This is a genomic window from Marivita cryptomonadis (genome assembly GCF_002115725.1).
Lineage (GTDB): Bacteria > Pseudomonadota > Alphaproteobacteria > Rhodobacterales > Rhodobacteraceae > Marivita > Marivita cryptomonadis.
Map to the genome: position 1 here is coordinate 1 of NZ_JFKD01000038.1, position 18026 is coordinate 18026.

The following is an 18026-nucleotide window of genomic DNA, read 5'->3' on the forward strand; positions in this document are numbered from 1 at the left end:
AATTCTCGGTGAAAATACCGGGTCAGTTCTCAGTGACAATCAACATTGCAGACCGCAAACGCATCGCCGAACGCAAAGCCAGCCAGGGCGGAGACCTCAGACATCGCAGCCCTGGCTGGCTTTGCGTTCGGCGATGCGTTTGCGGTCTGCGAGGGTGTTCCAGCCGTTGTTGCGGCGTCCGTTCTTACGGTATCCGTTTCTGGCACTTTCCGGGCGCACCTCGGCGTTGGCGGCGGCCTTGTCCTGTTCGGTTTTGATATGGGCCAGCACTGCGCTGAGGTGTTTGTTGTCCGTTATCGCCGCGTGCGTGACGCGCTGCTGATGCGGATCGAAGATGGTGCAGGGCAGGGCAACGCCATTGTGCCGAACCTGGATGCGCCCGTCAGGGAACTCGTAGGTGTCGGCATATTTGCCGACCAGACCGCGCGTCAGATCGTTGACCTCCAGCCGGATGCGCTTGTGGTCGTATTTCAGTGTCAGATCCTTGCTGACATAGCGTTTGTTGCGCAGACAGAAGATCTCGGTCAGCCGATCCGGTGCGGCGTTCAACGCACGGTGCAAATTGTCCGGACGGGCAGCGGGTTTGGCAAACCTGTCGTTATAGCGTTCCATGAAGCCAGAGAGGAACGCGTTGCCGTCCTCCATGTTAGTGATGCCCGCGATGCGCAGCTCTTTGACCAGACGGTCCTGTAACGTCCGATTCGCTCGTTCCACGCGGCCCTTGGCCTGGCTGGTATTGGCGCACAATATCTCGATCTGCAGCTCTGCCAGAGCACGCCCGAACTGGGTCATGCCCGTCATGTGCTCGCTGGGTTTTGGCACGCGAAAGACCGTGTGTTTGTCGCTGTAGAACGCAACGGGGCGGCCATGCGTCGTCAGATAGCGCTCCAATGCTTCGAAATAGCTGAAGGTGCTCTCTGACCTAACGAAGCGTAGTTCCATGAGCGTGCTGGTGGCATCGTCGATGAAGACGAGCAGGGTGCAGGGATCGCCCCGATCTTCGAACCAGCGGTGCTCCGAGCCGTCTATCTGAATGAGCTCGCCAAAGCATTCTCTGCGCAATCTGGGTTGATGAAATGTCCGGCGCTGTTTGCGCGAGAGCCAAAGACCGGCACCGGACATCCACTTGCGAACCGTCTCGCGCGAGACTTTAAACCCATGATGCTCGGCCAGCATCTCCGCCGCCAGGGTCGGCCCAAAGTCGTGATAGTTCTCTTTGATCAGCGACAGCGCGTAATCCCGTTTGGCTTTGTGGATGCGATTGTTCGGGGGTTTGCCGCGCGCCTTGTGCCGGATCGCCGACGCACCATCCTGACGATAAAGCTTCAACAGCCGGAATACTTGCCGACGCGTCAGCGCCAACATGTTCGCCGCGTTGTCTACGGTAAGTCGACCATCATCGACCTGTGCCAAAACCTCCACGCGGTTCAACTCGCGCTCGCTCATAACCACCCATCCCATGTCCGCTCATCCTCCCACCGATATGCGAGGAGAGTGACATTCCTGAATTGCTGATGGGTGACATTTTAGCTTTGCGGCTACAAGGTCGTGGTCGCATAATGCGTTTTATGTAAATAAAGTGAAGCGCTTGGGTCTCTGAACATACAATGGCTGACTTGCCCCCCCGAGGCTCCTTCATTCATAACGAGAGTTTGCGAGTTTGTGCTCTGCTCCCCAACCTTGGACCGCCGGAAGCTGGATTTTTCCGGCTGTTGCTTCAGCCCGTTTTTCCGCCCGCGACGGCGGTCATGAACTCATCGATGTCGTGGATCTGACCAGTTCTGCGGGTAAGCTAACGATGGGTGTGATCAACGCTTTTGCCCAGTGGCCGAGTGCGTCATCGGTCACTTCGGAGCCTTATCCAGCCAGAGTGCGTTCCGGCCCGATTCCGTCGTGATCGCGGACAGGGGTATGCGCGAAGGGGTATCGCATCCGAGCTATGACATCCTTGCATAGAACATGTTTTGTGTGTATCTATAGTGTGTATTTGGAGGTAACTATGCCGCAAGCGACTTCAGAAAAACAGCGCACGAACGTCACCCTGACCGCAGCCAATCTTGCCGCGGCCCGGGAGTTGGGCCTCAACGTATCGGCGATCAGCGACGCGGCCCTCTCGCAGGCGGTCCGGGCGGCACAGACGCGTGCTTGGGTCGCAGAGAACGCTGAGGCGATATCCGAGCGCCGCGCCTGGATCGAGACCCATGGCACACCACTGGCAGATCTTCAGATCCTGAAGGTCGACTAATGGCGCAGTTTCAGGTCTACCGAGTCCCAGGCGGACGGCTGGTGCTCGACCTCCAGACGGACCTGATCGACACTGGGTCCCGCGTCGTGGCACCTCTCGTCCCCGCCTCATCCGGACCGAAGGTGATCGGTCGGCTCGAGCCAGTGTTCACGATCGAGGAGGAGGCGTACGTTCTTCATACTGCAGAAATGGCTGCGGTTCCCTCCGCGCTGCTCAAGGGGGCGCCTGTCGCTGACCTGTCTGGGTCCGATTATGAAATTCGGGGCGCTCTCGACATGGTCTTTTCCGGTTTCTGACCCCCAGAGCGTAAGGTCCAGCCTAAAACGGTGGATTCTGACGGGCCATCCTCAGTGCGATAGTGGTGCGCTCAAGGTGAGGCCATCAGCACTGGCCTGCCATCTTTGCGCCATTCGGGAAGACCGCCCTCCAGCCGCCGCGCATTTAGGCCCCGCGTCCGTAATGCCGCAACGGCTTGGTGGGCGTATACGCAGTAAGGTCCGCGACAGTAGGCGACGATTTCAGTGTTTGGTGCGAGCATGGGTAGGATCTTGTCCAGATCCGCCAGCGTCGCGTTAAGCGCACCGGGAATGTGGCCCGCCGCGTATTCATCGGCAGGACGGACATCGAGCACGGTGACGGAGCCTTCCGCGAGGCGTGTGGCTAGATCAGCACGGCTTACCGGTTCCGGAGCCTCCTCACCGCCTGAAAGGCCCCGGAGGATCCGCTCAACCTGCGCCAGGTTCCGCTCAGCGACGATCCTGAGAAGGTCCATGAGGTCCAGGGTCTTCGGGTCGGAGAGCCGGTAGATCACGGCTTTGCCGTCACGCCTGCTTGTGACCAGTCCGGACCGGCGCAGCTGCTGAAGGTGCTGAGAACAGTTCGCGACGGTCAGGCCGGTTCTTTCCGCCAGTGCCTCAACAGCGCGTTCACCTTGCGCGAGCTGTTCGAGGATCGAGAGCCGTGCCGGTGATGACATAGCGCGCGCGACGAGGGCGTATTCTTCGAGAAGGGCTGCCTTCGGGCTGAATGACGCGCTGGTTGACACGGGGAACTCCAAGATCTAATCGTTCAAGTGTTTAATTGAATGATAATGATCTAGCCGTTTTCTGCAACCCCAAAGGCCAAACCCATGTCCGAAACCATCCTTTCCGCTGAACCCACGATCCGCCTCAGCATCTTCCTGAGTGTGCTGGCGGCGATGGCGCTGTGGGAAGTGGCAGCCCCCCGGCGCAGGCTGGAGATCCCGCGCGTCATCCGCTGGACCAACAACCTAGCTCTGGTCGTGGTCGATACGGTCATCCTGCGCCTGTCCTTTCCCATCATCGCAGTCGGCCTTGCGGTCATGGCCGAGGAGCGCGGCTGGGGGCTGTTCAACAACATCGACGTGCCTGTCTGGCTGGCCATCATGGTCTCCATGCTGCTGCTGGATCTCGCGATTTACCTCCAGCATGTGATGTTCCACGCGGTTCCGGGACTCTGGCGGCTGCACCGGATGCACCATGCTGATCTCGACTTCGACGCGACCACCGGTCTGCGGTTTCACCCGGTGGAAATCCTCATCTCGATGGGGATCAAGCTGGCGGTGGTCGCGGCGCTCGGCCCGCCCGCCGTCGCAGTGCTGCTGTTCGAGGTCATCCTGAACGCCACCGCGCTTTTCAACCACGCCAATGTCGACTTGCCACGCCCGGTGGACCGGGTGCTGCGCCTCTTCGTCGTCACGCCCGACATGCACCGGGTTCACCATTCCGTCGATCCGCGGGAGACGAACTCGAACTATGGATTCAACCTGCCGTGGTGGGACCGACTGCTCGGCACCTACATCGCCCAGCCAGCCAAGGGACATGAGGGGATGGAGGTCGGCATCGAACAGTTCCGCACGTCCCGAGACCTTTGGTTGGACCGGATGTTACTCCAACCGGTCCGTGGCCCTGCCTCAGGCCACGCGCTTGATCCCCGGACCGTGAAGAAGGAGTCTGCCGAATGACCGCAAGCGGGTTCACGCGCGGCATCCGTGAGAACCGGGTTCAGATCGCGCATCAGCTGATCCAAGTGATGCTGGTGGGTTTCGCCATAGGAATGACCCGCACGGTGGTCCCGGCGCTGGCCGAGAGTGAGTTCGGGCTGGAGCGGGGCTCGTTCCTTCTGCTCGCCTCCTTCGTGGTGGCCTTCGGGGGAGTGAAGACTGTGATGAACTTCATCGCTGGCCGATGGTCGGAACGTGTCGGGCGTAAGCGCGTACTGTTCTGGGGTTGGGTCGTGGCTCTGCCAATCCCTGTGATGATCTGGTACGCGCCCGATTGGAACTGGATCGTCGCCGCAACCGTGCTCCTTGGCGTAAATCAAGGCCTCTGCTGTTGACCCCGCCCTGAACGGCGGGGCCTGCGAGCGGGATCGCATGGGTCAATGACGCAGACCGCCAAGCTAGATATCACGAAGGCAGAGGAGCGGGGCCTCACCATGGGGCTCAACGAGTTCTCAGGCTATGTAGGCGTGGCGATCGCGGGCATTCTGACCGCCTACGCCGCCGCATGGCTTGGGGCCCGGAGCGGGCTGCTGGTCTTCGGGATGGCGGTGGTTATCTTAGCGCTGGTTTTGACGGTCGTCTGGGTCAAGGACACGCTCCCCTGGGCGAAGGCGGAGACCGCAGCACATAAGGCAGCAGCCCCGAAATACTTGCCGCGCTATCCGCAAGGCGTCTCGGAATACCCGGCCACGGGCGAGGTTTTCGCACTGATGAGCTGGCGTGACCGTCGCCTCTTTGCGATCTCCCAGGCGGGGCTGGTCGAAAAGTTCGTTGATGCGCTGGTCTGGGCGCTGTTCCCGGTCTTCCTAGTGACACGCGGCACGAGCCTGACAGAGGTTGGATGGATCGTCGGCTCCTACGGCTGTCTGGGGCGGCTCTCAGCTCTTCACAGGACGGCTATCAGACCATGTGGGCCGGTTCTGGCCCAATGTGTTGGGCATGTGGATTTGCGGCGCGGGCGTGGCGATGGTGGTCATGGGCACCGGTGCGCTCTGGTGGTCCGTTTCGGCGGGCGTGACGGGCTTCGGCATGGCGCTACTCTACCCGAACCTTTCGGCGGCCGTGGCCGATATCACTCCGCCCTCCTGGCGCGGCTCGGCCATCGGGATCTACCGCTTCTGGCGTGACCTCGGCTACGCCATCGGGGCTCTCGGTCTCGGGCTGGCCGCCAGCCTGACGGGCGCGGCGGAGGCCGCCTTCTGGTTCGTCGCGATCTCCATGTTCGTCTCAGGCGGCGTGCTCTTCTGGCTGGGAGAGGAAACCCACCCGCGGCTCAACCCCGACCTCGAAGGAAAAACCGCATGAAACACCTGATCCTCTTGAACGATCCGCCCTACGGCACCGAGCGCAGCTTCAACGGCCTGCGCATGGCCCATGCGCTGGCGAAGAATGACCCGGAGGCCGAGATCACCGTATTCCTGATGGCCGACGCGGTGCTGTGCGCCAAAGCCGGGCAGAAGACGCCAGAGGGGTTCTACAACCTCGAACGGATGCTCCGCCGTGTCTTGTCCGCTAAGGGACGCGTTCTGATGTGCGGGACCTGCATGGATGCACGCGGCCTGACTGAAAGCGACATGATGGAGGGGACGAACCGATCGACCATGGATGAACTCGCCCAGACGACGCTCACCGCCAACAAGGTTCTGGTGTTCTAATGGCTGAGATGCTCACGCTCACAGGCCTCGCGGTCGATCCGAACCGGTTCCACCTGATAGATGTCCGTGACGCCGATGACTACGCCGCTGCTCATGTGGCGGGAGCCGCAAACGTCCCGCTGGCAGAACTCGCAGCCCGGGTGGGGGAACTCCCGACCGGCAGAACACCTGTGGCCATCTGCGGCAAGGGCGCCAGGCGGTCCGCCGAGGGCGCGGACATCCTGAACAGGCTCGGCCACCCCGACGCCCTCTGGCTGGGAGGCGGCACGACCGGCTGGCTCGCACAAAACACCTGAACAACAAGAAACCGGAATGGAGGAGACCCCCGGATGAAACTGAAACACCTACTCTTCGCGACAACGGTCGCGCTCAGCGTCCATACGGCGCCCGTCCTGGCGCAGGACGCAGCCGTTGAGGCCATGCAGGAATATCTGATGTTTTCGGAATACGAGTCCGGCATCATCCTGCCCCAGCAACTCGATCAGACCGTCTTTGAGACGGCGCTCTTCGTCGACACCCGCGACGCAGGCCAGTTCGAGGAAGGCACGATCCCTGGTTCTGTCAATATCGAGTGGCGCGAGGTTCTCGACCGGATCGACGAAATCCCCGAAGACCGGATGACGATCCTGTTCTGCAACACCGGCAGCCTGTCAGCGCAGGCGGCCTTCGCGCTGCGCGTGGCGGGGCGGTCGAACGTCGTTGTCATGCAGACCGGCTTCACCGGATGGCAGCAGGACGCGGCCTACAAGCCCTGACTACGAACGCCCAAGGTCGGACGAAATTCGTCCGACCGATCCAACAGGAGAGGCATGTCCATCCTCTATCAACTGAACCGGTCCGTTACCCATGAGATCAAGCCAGGTAACGGGCCGGGTCCATCCGCCCATGCAGGATGCGGAGCACGAGAATACCTGTTTGAGTGGAACGATAGTACACGGCGTGGGACACCGCCTCGTACCGACGAACACCACTGATGACGAAACCGTAATCCGCTCCGAAATCCGGGTGCTCCGCCGCCATCTCGATCTTGGCGTTGAGCGTCTTCGCGTACTTCTCGGCCTGAACCGGGCCGAAATGTTCGATCCCGTAGAGGAAGATGTTGATCAGGTCCCGCTCGGCGTCGTGCGTGAACTCAATTTTCGTCACGAAGCAGGCCCTTCTGCCGGGCCTCCCGGCGCGCCGCCTCCAGGATATCCGGGAACGTGCGATCGGAGACACCGCTCGCTTCCGCGCGCTCCAGCATGGTCCGGAGTTCGGCCACGGCCGCTTCCCTGCGCTCTTGGTCACGCCGTACCAGGTCCCGGAAGTACTCGCTGACGTTCCCGTAGCGGCCCGCGGCGATTTGGGATTCGACCCATTCGTTCATCTGGTCGGGCATCGAGATGGTCAGTCTGGACATGGGGAGGCCTCCTTCATATCTGATCATAACAGATCATACGCGCCTCGCTCAAGGGCCCTTACAGCCTATCGCATGCGGACTTGTCAGAAACAGTTCTCTATGGAATGGCCCGCCCCTCCCGCCGCGCCTTTGGTAAGCTGCGGTCAGGTGCAACCAAGTGGAGGAGTTCGGATCATGGGAATTGCAATTGTTGGGATCGACCTTGGGAAGAATGTTTGCAGCATTGTCGAGGCCGACGAGGTGGGAATGGTGCTACGGCGTCGTCGCGTTCGAAGGGATAAGCTGGTTGATCATCTTTCGAAGCTTAATCCGTGTGTCGTTGCCATGGAAGCGAGTTGTGGTGCGCATCATCTTGCCGGACAGGCGGCCAGTCAGGGTCACGAAGTTCGATTGATGTCGCCGGAATACGTGCGTCCATACGTCAAGGCGCAAAAGAATGATGAGAGGGATGCCGAGGCCATTGTAGAGGCAGCGACAAGGCCAACGATGCGTTTCGTGACGCCCAAAAGCGAGGATCAGCTTGATATCCAAGCTCTCCACCGGGTTCGGGATCGACTGGTCGGCCAGCGGACTTCTCTTATGAACCAGATCCGTGGCCTGTTGCTGGAGCGTGGCCTTACCACAGCTCAGGGGCGCGCACGTCTCGCCGATTTTGTCGACGCACTGCTGGCTGATGATGACGCCCCTGTGAGTTCACGGATCTTGATGGTCCTCAAAGACATGCGCGCTGAGTGGCAAGAGCTCGATCGTCGGGTTAAAATTTTCGATGCGGAATTTGCGGCTTTTGCCAAATCTGATGAACAGGCCCATCGGTTGGTCTCGATCCCTGGCATCGGGCCGCTCACTGCGTCGGCATTGGTTGCATCGGTCGGTGATGCCACTGCCTTTGCACATGCCCGCGACCTTGCCGCGTGGATTGGATTGGTTCCGAGACAGACTACGACCGGCGGAAAACCGAGGCTTGGCGGGATTACGCGACGCGGAAACAAATATCTACGCAAAAATCTGGTTCATGGCGCTCGGGCGGCGCTTCCGGTCCTGGCGCGCAGTCAGACAAATCTCGGTCGATGGCTCTCGAATCTTTTGACGCGGGCGCATCCGAACACGGTCGTGGTCGCACTGGCCAACAGACTGGCGCGGATCGCTTGGGCAGTTCTGACTCAGAACCGTTTATTTCAACCCGAGGTACCGGCACGAACGAGCTAAGAAAAGGAACATCTGCATAAAGCAGGTACGAATTCTGCGGGAGGAATAAGTGATGGCCTAACAGTCGACCGGCGACCCGGAGACCTGTGCAATCAGAAGGCTTTTCGGACCGTGTTCTCTTGAAGGACCGGGTCGCGCGGATATCCATCATGGCAGGGAGCATGGCTCCGGGGCCGGATAAGCTGAAGCAGACTGAAACAGCCAAAACAAAACTCTTGCAGACGGGGCGGGCCATAAGCTGATTGCGGCTTTGTCAAGCGGGATGGCGATCTGTCCGTTCGGAGTCATGGTTCTCTCCGAGGTCGCGCATTGCGCCTCATGATGGTGTTCGGTGGTGGATCGTCTCCAATGTCGTTTGCGGGGTGGGCAAGCGAGCCTGCGCCCCAACCGTTTTTACGAGATCGATCTACCTCCGTCCCGTCGGGACTTCGCTTCCCTCCTTCTCAGCGGCGGAAATTCAGATCAGGCAGTGGCCTCCTTTGTCCAGTGATAGTCCGCGCCAGATTTCCAGATCGTCAGCATCAGGACTGCGATCTTGCGCGCGGTCGCGACCGCGGCCTTGCGGAACCCGCGTCGTACGGCCAGTCGCACAGCCCAGCTCTTCAGTGGCGAGAAACGCTTCACCTGGCGGATCAAGCAGGACGCTGCCTCGAACAGGAGTCCGCGCATCGTCCCGTCTCCGCACTTCGACACCCGTCCCGACCAATCCATTTCGCCAGACTGATGCCGCTTTGGTGTGAGCCCGAGGAAGGCGCCGACATCAGTCACCCGGCTGAACCGGTCTGGATTATCGACCAGGGCAATGAAGCTGAGCGCATTCACTGGCCCGACGCCCGGAATGGTCATCAAACGGCGCGCGACGGGGTGCGCCTTGGCTTTCTTCTTCACGGCTTTGTCGAGATCATCAACCGCCTGGCAAAGAGTCGAATGGGCCGCGATGAAGCCATCAGCGATCGTGCGCAGGATCGGATCAGTCTCTCCAGCTGCTGCGAATTGATCGCGGAACGCCTGTCTCTATCGACCCTGACCAACCCCGGTCATGCGGATGCCGAAGGTTTTCAGGACGCCCCGGATGTGTCCCTCCAAGTCCTTGCGCAAACGGATCAGGCGCTCGCGCGCACAAATCAGGCTGCGGAGCCGATCAGCTTCTTCGCTACTGATATGGACCGGAGTAAACCAATTGGTGCGTGCGAGCTGCGCCAAGCCTTCGGCATCGGCAGCATCCGATTTATTGAGCCGCGCTGACAGGCTCTTGTGCGCCTTGCGGGCATCGATGCATGTGGTGGGCAGGCCAAGCCTCGTCATCCCGCGCTGCAGCCAGATGGAAAGCATCCCGCTCTCATGCACGATCCGATGTGGCGTGACCGATCGGTTGCGAAACCAACCGGCAACGCCTTCCGGGTCCGCAGGACAAATTCCGCGCGCGATAGTCTTGCCATCATCATCGACAACGCAGATCGAAATTTCTTTCAGTGACACATCCAAACCAGCATAATGTTCCATAGGTCGTTCTCCTCACGGCTTATATCCATGAGGCCAACATACCGGACCTCGTTCGCCATTGGAGAGCGACCGCCGCAATCACACCATGTCGTTTTTGACCATCCTCCGCTGCCTCACCGAATTTCAATGAGTTGACCGGGACAAAAACCCATGTCAAAACCGAAAGGGTTTTGGGAGGGTTTTGTCCATGATCCTAGGGTATGCGCGGGTCTCGACCCGCGACCAGAACCTCGACGGCCAGCGCGACGCCCTCGCCGCCGCCGGCGCGGGACGGATTTTCGCAGACACGATCACCGGAACCGCCCGGGTCCGGCCCGAGCTGGACCGGCTGCTCACGGAGCTTCGGCATGGGGACGTGGTCGTGGTCACGAAATACGACCGCCTTGCACGGAGTTTGAAAGACCTTCTCGAAATCGTCGACCTGATCCAGACCCGGGGTGCCGGCTTCCGATCCCTGGGGGAGGACATCGACACGACCAGCCCCGCTGGCCGGCTGGTGTTTCACGTTTTCGCATCCATCGCCCAATTTGAGCGGGAGCGGATCATGGAGCGGACGAAAGAGGGACTGGAGGCGGCCCGGAAACGCGGCCGGGTCGGAGGCAGGCCCCCTGCCCTATCCCCCGCCCAGAAGGCTGAGGTGAAGCGCATGCGCGACGAGGAGCACCGACCTATCCCGGAGATCGCCGCGCTGTTCAAGGTCAGCGAGAAGACGATCCGGCGAGTGGTGTGAGCGGTGACTGGCACAGGACCTGACAGCACGACTGAAGTCCTAGCGGGCTTGGTAGAACGGGTCACCTTCCACAGCGAGGAGAGCGGCTTCTGCGTGCTACGCGTGAAGGCCCGGGGCCATCGGGATCTCGTGACCACCGTGGGTCACGCCGCAATGATCTCCGCAGGCGAATGGATCACGGCTTCTGGGATCTGGCTCAACGACCGGACCCATGGGCTCCAGTTCAAGGCGCACTTCCTGAAGACGTCTGCTCCTTCGAGTCTCGACGGGATCGAGAAATACCTCGGATCGGGGATGATCAAGGGGATCGGGCCGGTCTACGCCAAACGACTGGTGAGGATGTTCGGCAAGGACGTCTTCGACATCATCGAGGCGTCCCCGGATCGCCTGCGCGAGGTGGAGGGGATTGGGCCCAAGCGGGCCGACAAGATCACCGCCGGGTGGGCAGACCAGAAGGTGATCCGGGAGATCATGGTGTTCTTGCACCAGAATGGGGTGGGCACGGCCCGGGCCGTGCGGATCTTCAAGACCTACGGCACCGACGCGGTGCAGGTGATGAGTGAGAACCCGTACCGGCTCGCGAAGGACATTCGGGGGATCGGGTTCCGGACCGCCGACCTGATCGCCGAGAAGCTCGGGATAGAGAAAACCGCGATGATCCGGATCCGGGCCGGTATCTCCTTCGCGCTGACCGAGGCGATGGGGAACGGGCATTGCGGCCTGCCGCGTGCAGAGCTGATCGGTCTGGCGGAAAAGCTCCTGGAGGTCCCTGCCCCGCTGATCGAGAGCGCCCTGGCCGAGGAGCTAATGGAGGAAACGGTCACGGCAGATCGTGTGGGGGATGCGGAATGCGTCTTCCTGACCGGGCTGTACCTGGCCGAGCGCGGTATCGCGGAACAGATCAAGCGGATCCGGTCCGGCCCCCTGCCCTGGCACGCGATCGATGCCGACAAGGCACTACCCTGGATCGAGCAGAAGACTGGCCTCGCCCTCGCCGACAGCCAGGCCGAGGCGGTCCGGCTGGCGCTGCGGTCGAAGATCATGGTGATCACGGGTGGCCCGGGTGTGGGAAAGACCACCATCGTCAACTCGATCCTGCGCATCCTTGCGGCAAAAAGGGTGAACCTACTTCTTTGTGCTCCCACGGGCCGTGCCGCGAAACGCATGACGGAAGCTACGGAGATGGAGGCCAAGACCATCCACAGGCTTTTGGAGTTTGATCCAAAGGCATTCGGGTTCAAACGTGACCTTGAGAACCCGCTCGACTGCGACCTGCTTGTCGTGGACGAGAGCTCGATGGTCGACGTGATGCTGATGCAGTCCCTGCTGAAGGCGGTTCCGGATCACGCCGCCCTCCTCATCGTGGGCGACATCGACCAGCTCCCCTCGGTGGGGCCAGGTCAGGTCCTTGCCGACATCATCGGCTCGGACGCCGTCCCGGTCATGCGGCTGACCGAGGTCTTTCGCCAGGCGGCGGAGAGCAAGATCATCACAACGGCGCATGCGATCAACGCAGGCCGCATGCCGGACCTCTCACCACCAGACGGGGATACGGATTTCTACTTCGTGCCTGCAGCGGACCCGGAGCAGGCGGTGGCGCGAATCGTCGAGCTGGTCTCAAAGCGCATCCCGAACCGGTTCGGCTTCGACCCGATCCGGGACATTCAGGTCCTGTGCCCGATGAACCGGGGCGGCGTCGGGGCCCGGTCCCTCAACATCGAGTTGCAGGCCGCCCTGAACCTGGCTGGCGAGAAGAAGGTCGAACGTTTCGGCTGGACCTTCGCACCCGGCGACAAGGTCATGCAGATCGAGAACGACTACGACAAGGACGTCTACAACGGCGACATCGGCATGATCGACGATGTCGATCTGGACGAGGGTGAGGTCGCGGTGAACTTTGATGGGCGGACGGTCAGTTTCGTGTTCGGGGAACTGGACACGCTGGTTCCAGCCTATGCGGCGACGATCCACAAGAGCCAAGGCTCGGAATACCCCGTCGTGGTCATCCCCGTGATGACGCAGCATTACGCGATGCTTCAGCGGAACCTGATCTACACCGGGGTGACCCGTGGCAAGAAGCTGGTGGTTCTGGTCGGCCAGGCCCGGGCCGTGGCGATCGCAGTCAAGAACATCTCGGGACGGCGACGCTGGTCGAAGCTCGACGAGTGGTTGAGGGGCGAAAGGCGCCCCTGATAGCCCCACCACCGATGATCTTCCCGCCCTTGCTCAGGAGGTCCATCAGCTTGTCAGCAGCGACGACCTAATCCGGGTTCCAAGGGCATTTTGACCCTTGCGATCCCGCTCGCAGGCCCCGCCGTTCAGGGCGGGGTCAATTCAAGGGGCTCCAGCCGCGCCATGCCCGTCTCGCAATTGGTGCCACCAGCACCTTCGTCAATTTTGTTCTAGATCGTCATCTGTCCCAGGCTGATCCTAAGATTGACAACAGCTAATTGAAATGGACAAGTGTAACACTAAGTGTTAGGAACAGATGTGAGCGTATTCGTTGGAAAGGCGTTCAGGAAGTGGGCGGGATCCGAGTCGATATCGGATGAAGACCTCTGTGCGGCGGCGAAGGAGGCGTTTGATGGGAACGTAGAGGGCAACCTTGGTGGCTACCTTTTCAAGAAGAGGGTTGCACGAAAGGGCGGCGGTAAGTCTGGTGGTTTCCGGACGATCATTGGCTTCCGGAAAAAGAAGTCTGACAGGATATTTTTCCTCTAGGGCTTCCCGAAGAGCAGCCGATCGAACATCACGCGCCCTGAACAGGCTGCTCTATCGATAAACGACAAGGCACTCATCGAGGCTAATGATGAGAAAATCAACGCTCTGAAGGAAAAGGGCACTATTGTAGAGTTGGAGTGCAAATCATGAGTGATATTCTGGATATGGCCCACGACATGGCGAAGGACCTTCATGAGGTTGGTGCCATGGGCGACATTACTATGCGCGTGATGGGTCAGATTTGCGTACCAGAAAAACCCTCGTTCACAGCAGTCCGAATCAAGAAGATCCGGTCTAAAACTCGCATGAGCCAGCCTGTGTTCGCCCAGTTTCTTAATGTAGGCGCCACGACAGTGGCACAGTGGGAACAAGGGAAGAAGTCCCCAAGCGGTTCTTCGGCTAGGTTGCTTGACGTGATTGACCGAAAAGGTATCGAAGCGATCGTCTGATGACACTGCGCCCCAACGAACCAGAGCGGGCTAAATTGTGTTTCATAACCCATGTCTTAAAGTGAAGGACGCACCGGCTGACGCCGGTGGCATCATTTGGAGGAATGTAATTCCAGGTATTGTCTGATCACGTCGTCGGTCACGTTGCGTGAGGTCGTGGAGAAATACCCACGCGCCCAAAAGCGCCTTCCCCAGTATCGTTTGCGCAGGTCGGGGAACTCCATCTGGATGCGGCGCGATGAGCGGCCCTTGATGCGCTGCATGACATCGGACAGGGACAGCTTGGGCGGGATCGACAGGAACATGTGGACATGATCGCGCGCCAAAACGCCCTTCACGATATGGACACCCAGTTCCTCGCAGGTCTGGATGATGATTTGCCGGGTCCGCTCGCGCATGGCGCCGTGCAAAACCTTGTATCGATACTTTGTCGCCCACACGACGTGGTATCTGTGATAGAATCGCGTGTGCGCGGATGACGAGTAGCGCATGATCTTCCTCCCCGGAATCTGAAGCCATACCCCTTCGAAGGCTTCAGATTCCGGGGAGGAAGATCAGAACAGATTCGCTGAAGCGGACCGGCTGGAAGCCGGTGGCTTCGATCCATTAGGTGGAAAGTAAAACTTCCAAAGGGATATGCCCGCTATGCTGTGAACCAGCCTAAACGTGGGATTCTGCACCGTCCGGCATCAGACCCCAATCTGGGCGCACGCGTCGGCTTGGCACGATACCCCTTGATTTATAGGTGGCAAAATGCCACCTTATTCTAGAGAACAAGAGAACATCATGGCACAATCAGTGAAACTCTCAGATGATGTGATGGCAACCGTTCGCCGGGAAGCTGATCTTCACAGCCGATCCGTGGCCGGCCAGATTACTCACTGGCTCCGGCTCGGGCGGGCGATCGAACAGTCGGGTGCCTATGACCATAAGCGGTTAACGGATGCATTGGAGGGCCGCCTCGACACGGTAGAGCTTCGGGAAGAGGAGGCGATCGCCTGGCTGGACGCGTTCACCGAAAAGATGTCCGCTCCCTCCGCAACCGAGAAGACCTTCTTTGCGAAGCGGCGGAAGCTCGGCTTGGGTGTCGGTCTCGACAAGGCGGGAAACCTTGTGCATGCGGCGGGGTCTGACGCCGTAGAATGAGACCAAGTCTCGTTCTGCTCGCCGGCCCTAACGGGGCTGGAAAGTCCACACTCTATGAGACGCGGGTCGCCCCGAGCTTCGCCGGGCCGTTCATTAACGCCGATCTGATCCAGCGGGACGAACTCAAAGACTCGTCGATGGAGGCGTCCTACCGAGCGGCCGAGATCGCGGCCGAGCGCCGGGCGAGCTTGCTGGAGGCGCGGAAGAGTTTTGCGACAGAAACCGTCTTCTCCCACCCTTCAAAACTGGCAGTCATCACAAACGCCAGAGATCGCGGATATATGGTCATCGTCATGCATGTGGGGGTGAATGACCCAGACCTCTCCGTCACCCGTGTCCGTGCCCGGACCGACGAAGGTGGACACGATGTCCCAGAAGAGAAGATCCGGGATCGCTATAAGAGAGGCCAGCCGCTGATCCGGCAAGCCGTGCTCCAGGCTGACCGGGGCATGGTCTTCGACAACTCCAAGCTAAACGAGGCCCCGCATCTTATGCTTCTATTCGCCGCTGGGCGCCTTGTCCAAGCGGAACCAGTGCTGCCAAACTGGGTTCTGATCGGCTATACTGACCCTTGCGATCCCGCTCTAACCCCGCCCTGAACGGCGGGGCCTGCGAGCGGGATCGCATGGGTCATTTGGGACTTTGCTTTATAGACGGTTCCGCGCGAGATCCCCATGTCGCGCGCGATTTCGGTGGGCGAGCATTCATCGATCAGCTTTGTCTGAATGGCCTCGAGATCGATTTTGGGTTTGCGGCCACGATAGACACCACGCTGCTTCGCTACGGCAATGCCTTCGGCCTGGTGCTCCCGGCGCAGGTTGGTTTCAAACTCAGCGAAAACGCCAAGCATATCGAAAAAGGCTTTTCCGGTTGCCGTGGATGTATCCACGGGCTGCTCGGTTGCCGCCAGATGCGCGCCCTTCGATTTCAAGTGGGTGACGATGGCCTGCAGATCACTGAGACTGCGGGCCAGCCGATCAATGCGCGTGACCACCAGCGTCTCACCCGGATGGATGAAATCGAGGATTGTCCTGAGCTCAGAACGTCCCTCCAGGCTGGTCCCGCTCTTTTGCTCGGTGCGAACCATGCCACACCCGGCCGCTTTCAAAGCAGCAATCTGTCCATCGAGGTTCTGTTCAACGGTCGAAGTGCGCGCGTACCCGATTTTGGTCTGACAAGTGTTCATTTTGGGTGTGGCTCTGGCATAACCTGTTCATTATCTCGAAACACACCCAAAGTGAACAGGAAAATGGGCGCTTTCACTGTTCACGCGAGACGTCACAATAGGTACGCAACCCGCGCGAAGCCACTCACTCCGGCTTCACACCGCGGAACAGGTTTCGTTCTCAAGCATCAACCACGCCTTGAGGCGCTGCGCCAGAATTGCATCATCTTTTCAGCCGTTGCTTGTCTTGATCATGTCGACGCGAGGCTACACGTCGAACTTGTACGGGCGCAGGATTTCGACGGGTTCAACATATGCGATGCCAGAGTAGTTCTTGAAGTATGTCCTGGAAACCGTCGTGATGATGGCTTCGGCTTTCGCCTTGTCGCAGACGATTGCCTCGATCTTGACGTTGGCCATCACGCCACTGATCCCGGGCTTATTGGCGCTGCGCATGCCCCGACTTCCCTTTCCGCCCGCCTCTACATGCGTATAGCCGGTTGCGCCACCTTGCTCGATCAGCTTGGTCACCCCTTCGAGGATTGTCCGCTCGGTGATGATGACAATCTTGGTTGCTTGGTACATGTTGCTATCTTCCTCACACGCCAATGAACATATCCGCCAGAGCGATCCAGAGTGGGATCGAAAGGATCGCTACGGGAGTGCCCAAACCAGTCGATGTTCCAACATAAGACGAAGGATTGGCTTCTGGTAGAGCTCCGCGCAAGGTGGGTGGTCCGGAAATATCCGAACTCGAGGCCGCCATCACGGCCAGAAGCACCACGCCACCGCCGGAAAATTCTGTCATCTGATGGACAATCAGACCAGCAGCGAACCCGAGCGCTCCATGCGCCAGAGGCGCTAGCAAACCATAGGCAACATATGCATGGGCGACCCGCCGAAGCTCTGACAACCGAGACCAGGCTTCCATACCCATGATCAACATCAAGATCGACAGTAGGCCTCTGAAGAGGATGTCATAGAAATTCTCATAGACGCTGTCGGGCCGCGCCAATATGCCCAAAGCCAGCCCGAGCATCAGCGCGGAAATCGCGGCGCTGCGGAAAGTGTCCACCAGAATGCCGCGCACCATCTGTGCCTTGCCGTTGCCATATCCGCCGCCGACCGCAAGCGCAGCCACGCCACCAGGCTGCCCAGCCATCTGGACGGCTGCTTTGCGCTCGGCGCTCAGCCGCGCCAGTACGATGGCTGTGACCAATGCGGCGATATCCATGAATGGATAAAGCGCTCCGATAAACCCTTCATAGGCGATGCCCTCCTCGTCGAGCATGGCCATCCCTGCGGCCAATGTCGAAGCAGAAACGGCCCCAAAAAGACCCGCAGTCGCCATGCCCCCTGTGTCATGGAAGTTGTCCGCTGCTCTACTTTTCCTCTATTTCTCAGGTGGGCGGGATAGGACGATGATTTGGGATATTCACTGGAACGAAGATCGGCTGTGCTGAAGCGGATGCTTCCGCCGAACAACATAGCCATTCGGCAGTTGTCGCAGGAGGAAGGGATCTCCGAGGCAACGCTGCACAAGTGGCGTGCGGATGCGCGCGGCAAGGGGCAGCTTCTGCCTGACGCTGACGCTGGGCCCGAGGGCTGGTCGTCACGTGACAAGTTCGCAGCGGTGCTGGAAACGGCGGCTCTCAATGAGGCCGATTTGGCTGAATACTGCCGCAAGCGTGGGCTTTATCCGGCGCAGATCGCGGCATGGCGGTCAGCGTGTGAACAGGCCAATGACTGGGACCGTGCCAGCACGGCACGTCTTGGACGGGCGA

Annotated in this window: 24 protein-coding genes and 3 pseudogenes; 17 read left to right on the top strand and 10 right to left on the bottom strand. The window is 60.0% G+C overall.

Annotated elements, in window-relative coordinates; genetic code table 11:
* Positions 1 to 96: 96 nt before the first annotated feature.
* Positions 97 to 1461, bottom strand: a complete 1365-nt coding sequence (locus MCRY_RS21290) for an ISNCY family transposase (protein WP_085633643.1) — start codon at positions 1459 to 1461, stop codon at positions 97 to 99.
* Between the two features lie 538 nt (positions 1462 to 1999).
* On the opposite strand from MCRY_RS21290, the gene MCRY_RS21295 reads away from it, so the two are divergent.
* Both MCRY_RS21295 and MCRY_RS21300 read left to right on the top strand, forming a co-directional pair.
* A complete protein-coding gene (locus MCRY_RS21295; protein ID WP_085633645.1) occupies positions 2000 to 2245 on the top strand; it encodes a type II toxin-antitoxin system CcdA family antitoxin in 246 nt (81 codons plus the stop codon).
* Positions 2245 to 2541, top strand: a complete 297-nt coding sequence (locus MCRY_RS21300) for a CcdB family protein (protein WP_085633647.1) — start codon at positions 2245 to 2247, stop codon at positions 2539 to 2541. Before MCRY_RS21295 ends, MCRY_RS21300 begins: the two co-directional genes overlap by 1 nt.
* Positions 2542 to 2612: 71 nt before the next feature.
* Here the strand turns inward: MCRY_RS21300 and MCRY_RS21305 are convergent, their stop codons facing one another.
* Positions 2613 to 3290, bottom strand: a complete 678-nt coding sequence (locus tag MCRY_RS21305) for an ArsR/SmtB family transcription factor (RefSeq protein ID WP_085633685.1) — start codon at positions 3288 to 3290, stop codon at positions 2613 to 2615.
* 84 nt (positions 3291 to 3374) lie between these two features.
* Here MCRY_RS21305 and MCRY_RS21310 point away from each other — a divergent pair, with 84 nt between their 5' ends.
* The 6 genes and pseudogenes from MCRY_RS21310 to MCRY_RS21330 all read left to right on the top strand — a co-directional run bounded on the left by MCRY_RS21310 (position 3375) and on the right by MCRY_RS21330 (position 6678).
* On the top strand, positions 3375 to 4229 hold the full coding sequence (locus tag MCRY_RS21310) for a sterol desaturase family protein (RefSeq protein WP_085633649.1): 855 nt from the start codon (positions 3375 to 3377) through the stop codon (positions 4227 to 4229).
* A 92-nt stretch (positions 4230 to 4321) separates the two neighbouring features.
* Positions 4322 to 5080: pseudogene (locus MCRY_RS23575) on the top strand (MFS transporter); the annotation flags it as partial.
* A gap of 118 nt (positions 5081 to 5198) precedes the next feature.
* Complete coding sequence (locus MCRY_RS23280) at positions 5199 to 5573, top strand: MFS transporter (protein ID WP_244897953.1); 375 nt, start codon at positions 5199 to 5201, stop codon at positions 5571 to 5573.
* A complete protein-coding gene (locus MCRY_RS21320) occupies positions 5570 to 5923 on the top strand; it encodes a DsrE/DsrF/TusD sulfur relay family protein (protein ID WP_085633651.1) in 354 nt (117 codons plus the stop codon). Before MCRY_RS23280 ends, MCRY_RS21320 begins: the two co-directional genes overlap by 4 nt.
* Positions 5923 to 6219, top strand: a complete 297-nt coding sequence (locus MCRY_RS21325; RefSeq protein ID WP_085633653.1) for a rhodanese-like domain-containing protein — start codon at positions 5923 to 5925, stop codon at positions 6217 to 6219. The genes MCRY_RS21320 and MCRY_RS21325 overlap by 1 nt, the downstream gene beginning before the upstream one ends.
* 33 nt (positions 6220 to 6252) lie before the next feature.
* Complete coding sequence (locus tag MCRY_RS21330) at positions 6253 to 6678, top strand: rhodanese-like domain-containing protein (protein ID WP_085633655.1); 426 nt, start codon at positions 6253 to 6255, stop codon at positions 6676 to 6678.
* 97 nt (positions 6679 to 6775) lie between these two features.
* Here MCRY_RS21330 and MCRY_RS21335 read toward each other — a convergent pair whose 3' ends face one another.
* Both MCRY_RS21335 and MCRY_RS21340 read right to left on the bottom strand, forming a co-directional pair.
* Entirely contained in the window at positions 6776 to 7069 is a 294-nt protein-coding gene (locus MCRY_RS21335) for a type II toxin-antitoxin system RelE/ParE family toxin (protein WP_085633657.1), read from the bottom strand.
* A complete protein-coding gene (locus MCRY_RS21340) occupies positions 7056 to 7322 on the bottom strand; it encodes a type II toxin-antitoxin system ParD family antitoxin (RefSeq protein ID WP_085633659.1) in 267 nt (88 codons plus the stop codon). Before MCRY_RS21340 ends, MCRY_RS21335 begins: the two co-directional genes overlap by 14 nt.
* A 174-nt stretch (positions 7323 to 7496) precedes the next feature.
* Here MCRY_RS21340 and MCRY_RS21345 point away from each other — a divergent pair, with 174 nt between their 5' ends.
* Positions 7497 to 8528, top strand: a complete 1032-nt coding sequence (locus tag MCRY_RS21345; RefSeq protein WP_085633661.1) for an IS110 family RNA-guided transposase — start codon at positions 7497 to 7499, stop codon at positions 8526 to 8528.
* A gap of 462 nt (positions 8529 to 8990) precedes the next feature.
* Here MCRY_RS21345 and MCRY_RS23720 read toward each other — a convergent pair whose 3' ends face one another.
* Together MCRY_RS23720 and MCRY_RS23725 are read right to left on the bottom strand one after the other, a co-directional pair.
* Positions 8991 to 9416, bottom strand: a complete 426-nt coding sequence (locus tag MCRY_RS23720) for a transposase (RefSeq protein WP_231017875.1) — start codon at positions 9414 to 9416, stop codon at positions 8991 to 8993.
* A 126-nt stretch (positions 9417 to 9542) separates the two neighbouring features.
* Complete coding sequence (locus MCRY_RS23725; RefSeq protein ID WP_231017876.1) at positions 9543 to 10031, bottom strand: IS110 family transposase; 489 nt, start codon at positions 10029 to 10031, stop codon at positions 9543 to 9545.
* 187 nt (positions 10032 to 10218) lie between these two features.
* Between MCRY_RS23725 and MCRY_RS21355 the strand changes: the two genes are divergently transcribed.
* The 5 genes and pseudogenes from MCRY_RS21355 to MCRY_RS21370 all read left to right on the top strand — a co-directional run bounded on the left by MCRY_RS21355 (position 10219) and on the right by MCRY_RS21370 (position 13931).
* Positions 10219 to 10761, top strand: coding sequence for a recombinase family protein (locus MCRY_RS21355; RefSeq protein WP_085633663.1), 543 nt, complete (start codon positions 10219 to 10221; stop codon positions 10759 to 10761).
* Positions 10762 to 10764: 3 nt separating this feature from the next.
* Positions 10765 to 12954: an SF1B family DNA helicase RecD2 gene (gene recD2, locus MCRY_RS21360; protein WP_085633665.1), complete on the top strand. Its 2190-nt coding sequence runs from the start codon at positions 10765 to 10767 to the stop codon at positions 12952 to 12954.
* 140 nt (positions 12955 to 13094) lie between these two features.
* Positions 13095 to 13211: pseudogene (locus MCRY_RS23680) on the top strand (hypothetical protein); the annotation flags it as partial.
* Positions 13212 to 13251: 40 nt separating this feature from the next.
* The gene (locus tag MCRY_RS21365) at positions 13252 to 13482 is read left to right on the top strand and encodes a type II toxin-antitoxin system RelE/ParE family toxin (protein ID WP_171046065.1); all 231 of its coding nucleotides are present in this window, start codon (positions 13252 to 13254) and stop codon (positions 13480 to 13482) included.
* Positions 13483 to 13628: 146 nt separating this feature from the next.
* Positions 13629 to 13931: a helix-turn-helix domain-containing protein gene (locus tag MCRY_RS21370; protein WP_085633669.1), complete on the top strand. Its 303-nt coding sequence runs from the start codon at positions 13629 to 13631 to the stop codon at positions 13929 to 13931.
* Positions 13932 to 14023: 92 nt separating this feature from the next.
* Here MCRY_RS21370 and tnpA read toward each other — a convergent pair whose 3' ends face one another.
* The gene (gene tnpA / locus MCRY_RS21375; protein ID WP_085633671.1) at positions 14024 to 14422 is read right to left on the bottom strand and encodes an IS200/IS605 family transposase; all 399 of its coding nucleotides are present in this window, start codon (positions 14420 to 14422) and stop codon (positions 14024 to 14026) included.
* A gap of 295 nt (positions 14423 to 14717) precedes the next feature.
* Here tnpA and MCRY_RS21380 point away from each other — a divergent pair, with 295 nt between their 5' ends.
* Together MCRY_RS21380 and MCRY_RS21385 are read left to right on the top strand one after the other, a co-directional pair.
* Positions 14718 to 15077, top strand: a complete 360-nt coding sequence (locus MCRY_RS21380) for a TA system antitoxin ParD family protein (protein ID WP_085633673.1) — start codon at positions 14718 to 14720, stop codon at positions 15075 to 15077.
* The gene (locus MCRY_RS21385) at positions 15074 to 15676 is read left to right on the top strand and encodes an ATPase (RefSeq protein WP_085633675.1); all 603 of its coding nucleotides are present in this window, start codon (positions 15074 to 15076) and stop codon (positions 15674 to 15676) included. Before MCRY_RS21380 ends, MCRY_RS21385 begins: the two co-directional genes overlap by 4 nt.
* Here MCRY_RS21385 and MCRY_RS21390 read toward each other — a convergent pair.
* The 3 genes from MCRY_RS21390 to MCRY_RS21400 all read right to left on the bottom strand — a co-directional run bounded on the left by MCRY_RS21390 (position 15637) and on the right by MCRY_RS21400 (position 17593).
* Entirely contained in the window at positions 15637 to 16263 is a 627-nt protein-coding gene (locus MCRY_RS21390; RefSeq protein ID WP_085633677.1) for a recombinase family protein, read from the bottom strand. The genes MCRY_RS21385 and MCRY_RS21390 overlap by 40 nt on opposite strands.
* 246 nt (positions 16264 to 16509) lie before the next feature.
* Positions 16510 to 16827 (bottom strand): P-II family nitrogen regulator, encoded by a 318-nt coding sequence (locus MCRY_RS21395; RefSeq protein ID WP_085633679.1) that lies wholly within the window; start codon positions 16825 to 16827, stop codon positions 16510 to 16512.
* Positions 16828 to 16840: 13 nt separating this feature from the next.
* Positions 16841 to 17593, bottom strand: coding sequence for a sodium-dependent bicarbonate transport family permease (locus MCRY_RS21400; RefSeq protein WP_085633681.1), 753 nt, complete (start codon positions 17591 to 17593; stop codon positions 16841 to 16843).
* Positions 17594 to 17668: 75 nt separating this feature from the next.
* Here MCRY_RS21400 and MCRY_RS21405 point away from each other — a divergent pair.
* Positions 17669 to 18026, top strand: a pseudogene (locus MCRY_RS21405) (hypothetical protein); the annotation flags it as partial.

Excerpts from the sequence above, each read along its gene's own strand:
- MCRY_RS21290 (WP_085633643.1), bottom strand. The coding sequence starts at position 1,461 with ATGGGATGGGTGGTTATGAGCGAGCGCGAGTTGAACCGCGTGGAGGTT.
- MCRY_RS21295 (WP_085633645.1), top strand. The coding sequence starts at position 2,000 with ATGCCGCAAGCGACTTCAGAAAAACAGCGCACGAACGTCACCCTGACC.
- MCRY_RS21300 (WP_085633647.1), top strand. The coding sequence starts at position 2,245 with ATGGCGCAGTTTCAGGTCTACCGAGTCCCAGGCGGACGGCTGGTGCTC.
- MCRY_RS21310 (WP_085633649.1), top strand. The coding sequence starts at position 3,375 with ATGTCCGAAACCATCCTTTCCGCTGAACCCACGATCCGCCTCAGCATC.
- MCRY_RS21320 (WP_085633651.1), top strand. The coding sequence starts at position 5,570 with ATGAAACACCTGATCCTCTTGAACGATCCGCCCTACGGCACCGAGCGC.
- MCRY_RS21325 (WP_085633653.1), top strand. The coding sequence starts at position 5,923 with ATGGCTGAGATGCTCACGCTCACAGGCCTCGCGGTCGATCCGAACCGG.
- MCRY_RS21330 (WP_085633655.1), top strand. The coding sequence starts at position 6,253 with ATGAAACTGAAACACCTACTCTTCGCGACAACGGTCGCGCTCAGCGTC.
- MCRY_RS21340 (WP_085633659.1), bottom strand. The coding sequence starts at position 7,322 with ATGTCCAGACTGACCATCTCGATGCCCGACCAGATGAACGAATGGGTC.
- MCRY_RS21345 (WP_085633661.1), top strand. The coding sequence starts at position 7,497 with ATGGGAATTGCAATTGTTGGGATCGACCTTGGGAAGAATGTTTGCAGC.
- MCRY_RS23725 (WP_231017876.1), bottom strand. The coding sequence starts at position 10,031 with ATGGAACATTATGCTGGTTTGGATGTGTCACTGAAAGAAATTTCGATC.
- MCRY_RS21355 (WP_085633663.1), top strand. The coding sequence starts at position 10,219 with ATGATCCTAGGGTATGCGCGGGTCTCGACCCGCGACCAGAACCTCGAC.
- MCRY_RS21370 (WP_085633669.1), top strand. The coding sequence starts at position 13,629 with ATGAGTGATATTCTGGATATGGCCCACGACATGGCGAAGGACCTTCAT.
- tnpA (WP_085633671.1), bottom strand. The coding sequence starts at position 14,422 with ATGCGCTACTCGTCATCCGCGCACACGCGATTCTATCACAGATACCAC.
- MCRY_RS21380 (WP_085633673.1), top strand. The coding sequence starts at position 14,718 with ATGGCACAATCAGTGAAACTCTCAGATGATGTGATGGCAACCGTTCGC.
- MCRY_RS21385 (WP_085633675.1), top strand. The coding sequence starts at position 15,074 with ATGAGACCAAGTCTCGTTCTGCTCGCCGGCCCTAACGGGGCTGGAAAG.
- MCRY_RS21390 (WP_085633677.1), bottom strand. The coding sequence starts at position 16,263 with ATGAACACTTGTCAGACCAAAATCGGGTACGCGCGCACTTCGACCGTT.
- MCRY_RS21395 (WP_085633679.1), bottom strand. The coding sequence starts at position 16,827 with ATGTACCAAGCAACCAAGATTGTCATCATCACCGAGCGGACAATCCTC.
- MCRY_RS21400 (WP_085633681.1), bottom strand. The coding sequence starts at position 17,593 with ATGGCGACTGCGGGTCTTTTTGGGGCCGTTTCTGCTTCGACATTGGCC.